The organism is Bowmanella yangjiangensis, from assembly GCF_017255015.1.
Classification (GTDB): domain Bacteria; phylum Pseudomonadota; class Gammaproteobacteria; order Enterobacterales; family Alteromonadaceae; genus Bowmanella; species Bowmanella yangjiangensis.
The window spans coordinates 1-2,871 of record NZ_JAFKCS010000093.1 but is presented as its reverse complement, the minus strand read 5'-3'; the positions used below and the strand labels follow the sequence as shown (position 1 = coordinate 2,871).

The window sequence follows — 2,871 nt, the reverse complement described above, 5'->3', positions numbered from 1 at the left end:
CGCCTGTTGAGATGGCGCTGCGCCGTGAATGCCGTCCCCGAGAACTGCTCGGCGTACAGCCCATAGGGGCACTGCTGCGGCGAGTTCTGTTCGCTTGGCAGTGCACCTGCCAGCGCCTCGCTGCTGAACTCGTTGCCGAAGCCGTGCAGGTAGCACAGGTCGTCACGGGTTACGGAATCAGGTTTGACGGTCATGATTTCACTCCTTCAATGCGAGATGACGACCTGCCCCGCCAGGCGGCCGTCAGGAACGTGGAGCAGAGGCAGGCTCCGGCCATCAGTGCACGATGTCGCCGTCGACCCGTGCTGCAGGTGCAGACGCCGTACCTCCCGTATGGGCGAACAGGAACAGCATCAGCGCGGCGATCACCGTGGGGACGGCCATCGCCAGGAAAATCTCGCTGTTGCTCCACTCGAACTGGATCAGCAGGCCGCCGAGCACGGGACCGGCGATGGAGCCCCAGCGCCCGATGCCCAGGCTCCAGCCCAGGCCGGTGGAACGCAGCGCGGTCGGGTAGTAGGTCGCGGCCAGGGCGTTGACCGCCGGCTGGCCGCCGATGATGCAGAAACCGGTCACCGTCACCACGAGGAACAGCAGGGGCAAGCCGATGCCCGGCTGCCCGATGAGCGCGATGCTGAGTGCGGCAAGGGCGAAGCACGGCACCAGTACCTTGAAAAAGCCGATGCGGTCGATCACCGGCCCCATCAGCAAGGTGCCGAGCACACCCCCGACCTGCAGCGTGGTGCCCACCATGACGGCCGTCGAGGTGGACAGGCCGGCACTGGTGGCGATGGTCGGCAACCAGCTCGAGAGGAAGTACAGGTTCAGCAGGTTCATGAAGTTCACCACCCACAGCAGGACAGTCGCCACGCCGCGTCCCTCGCGAAACAGCTCCACGACCGGGGCGCTACCCTGCGCGGTCTCCGCCAGGGCATAGCGGGTACTGCCATCCACTTTCAGCGAGGGGTCGATCCTGCGCAGCGTCCTGCCCACTTCATCCAGGCGTCGGCCCTTGACCACCAGAAACTGCATGGACTCGGGCACGAACACGTACATCAGCGCCGCGATCAGCAGCGGGAAGATGCCGCCGAGATAAAACACCGACTGCCAACCCCAAAGGGGAATCATCCACGCCGACACCAGGCCTCCCAGCACAGCGCCGATGGTGTAACCGCAGGACACCAGCATCATCAGGGTGACGCGCTTGTTCCGGGGGCTGAATTCGCCCACCAGCGCCAGTGCGTTCGGCATGATGGCGCCGAGGCCAAGGCCGGTGACGAAGCGGATCACCTGCAACTGGCCAATGCTCGTCACGTGAGCCGTCACCAGCATGCACAGCGAGAAGAACACCGTGGCCCAGATGAGTACGGGGCGGCGGCCGATCTTGTCGGCCAGCACGCTCAGCGTGAGCGAACCCACCAGCATGCCGAAGAGCCCTGCGCCGAACACCGGCCCCAGCTCGGCCTTGCTCACGCCCCAGTCGGCAATGATGGCCGGGGCCACGTAGCCCATCGACTGCACGTCGAAGCCATCCATGACCACGGTGAGCCCCACCATGATCAGGATCAAGAGCTGGCTGCGGCTGAGCCTGTTGCTGTCGATGACCGAAGGAATATCGATGGTCTGCACGGCGCTCATACGCGAGGTCCTTGTGCAGATGACGCTTGCTCGAGGAACGGCGATGGACCGCCAGTGTCACGGCGTTCAGGGCAGGTGCGCCCTGCATTGCCCGGCGTTGGATCATTGAACATGACTTGTCTCCGCTTAACCGAGATACGTGTACATTGGATAATCGATGCACTTATCGGACAAATTGTATTTTTCGATCCACTTATCGGGACAAGCGATGAATGTCACCTTGCGCCAGTTGCGCGCCTTCGTCACGCTGGCCAAGCTCGGGAGCTTCACCGAAGCCGCCACGGCCCTGCACATCACCCAACCCACGCTCAGTGGCCTGATCAAGGAGCTCGAGCAGGCGCTGGGGGTGCAGATCGTCAACCGCACGACGCGCAAGGTAGAGCTGTCCAGCGTCGGCAAAGAGTTCCTGCCGCTGACCGCACGCATCCTTCAGGACCTCGACGAAGCACTTCGGGCCATCACGGATATCAAGGAACTCAAGTCGGGTACCGTGCGCGTCGCGGCGCCTCAACTGATGGCCTGCACGCTGCTCACCGATGTGGTCAGCTCGTTCTCGCAGCTGTACCCAGGGGTCGACGTGCGCCTGTCCGACAGCCTGGTCGAGGACGTGCTGCCGAGGGTACAGGGTGGTGAAGTGGATTTTGGGATCGGCCCGGAGCGCACGGAAAACCGGGACATCGCGGCGCACCTGCTGTTCGACATGCCCTTCGTCGCGGTGCTGCCACAACAGCATCCGCTGACCCGGCATGAGCACCTGACCTGGGCGGAGTTTCTGGGCCACCCGCTCATCTCTCTGGAAGGCGAGTACACGCAGATCCTCCGCCGGGAACTGCACGCGGCGTCGGACCAGCTCAACTACGCGCCGACGAAGGAAGTCTCCTTCATGACCACGGCGCTGAGCATGGCCAGCGCCGGCCTGGGTGTAACGGTATGCCTGCCCTATGCACGCTCCCTGCTCAGCCTCTACCAGCTGCAGACCCGGACCCTGAGCGAGCCCACGGTACGCCGCAAGTTCCACCTGCTGGTGCGCAAGGATCGTGTGATCTCACCCGCCGCCCAGGCTTTTTTCGACTACCTGCTGGCCTACGTCGCGCAACAGAAATGGGGTTCCATGGCGCAGTAACGAGGCCATCGTGCCCATGCGATGCGACGCTACCGGCGTGTCGGTCCTCACAGGCGCTCGATAGCCGGCATGTGCCACTGACCGTCGAGCAGGCGCCGCTCCGGCAAGTA

General features: G+C 63.9%; 3 protein-coding genes. 1 reads left to right on the top strand and 2 read right to left on the bottom strand.

What is annotated here, in order from left to right; translation table 11 throughout:
* Both J0A65_RS21975 and J0A65_RS21970 read right to left on the bottom strand, forming a co-directional pair.
* Nucleotides 1–194 (bottom strand): homogentisate 1,2-dioxygenase (locus J0A65_RS21975; protein ID WP_206596457.1); only part of this gene is annotated, 194 nt, incomplete at its 3' end.
* A gap of 82 nt (nt 195–276) precedes the next feature.
* A complete protein-coding gene (locus J0A65_RS21970) occupies nt 277–1,638 on the bottom strand; it encodes an MFS transporter (RefSeq protein ID WP_206596456.1) in 1,362 nt (453 codons plus the stop codon).
* Between the two features lie 208 nt (nt 1,639–1,846).
* Here J0A65_RS21970 and J0A65_RS21965 point away from each other — a divergent pair, with 208 nt between their 5' ends.
* Nucleotides 1,847–2,761 carry a LysR family transcriptional regulator gene (locus J0A65_RS21965; RefSeq protein WP_150609055.1) on the top strand — a complete coding sequence of 305 codons (915 nt, stop codon included), beginning with the start codon at nt 1,847–1,849 and terminating at the stop codon, nt 2,759–2,761.
* Nucleotides 2,762–2,871 lie beyond the last annotated feature (110 nt).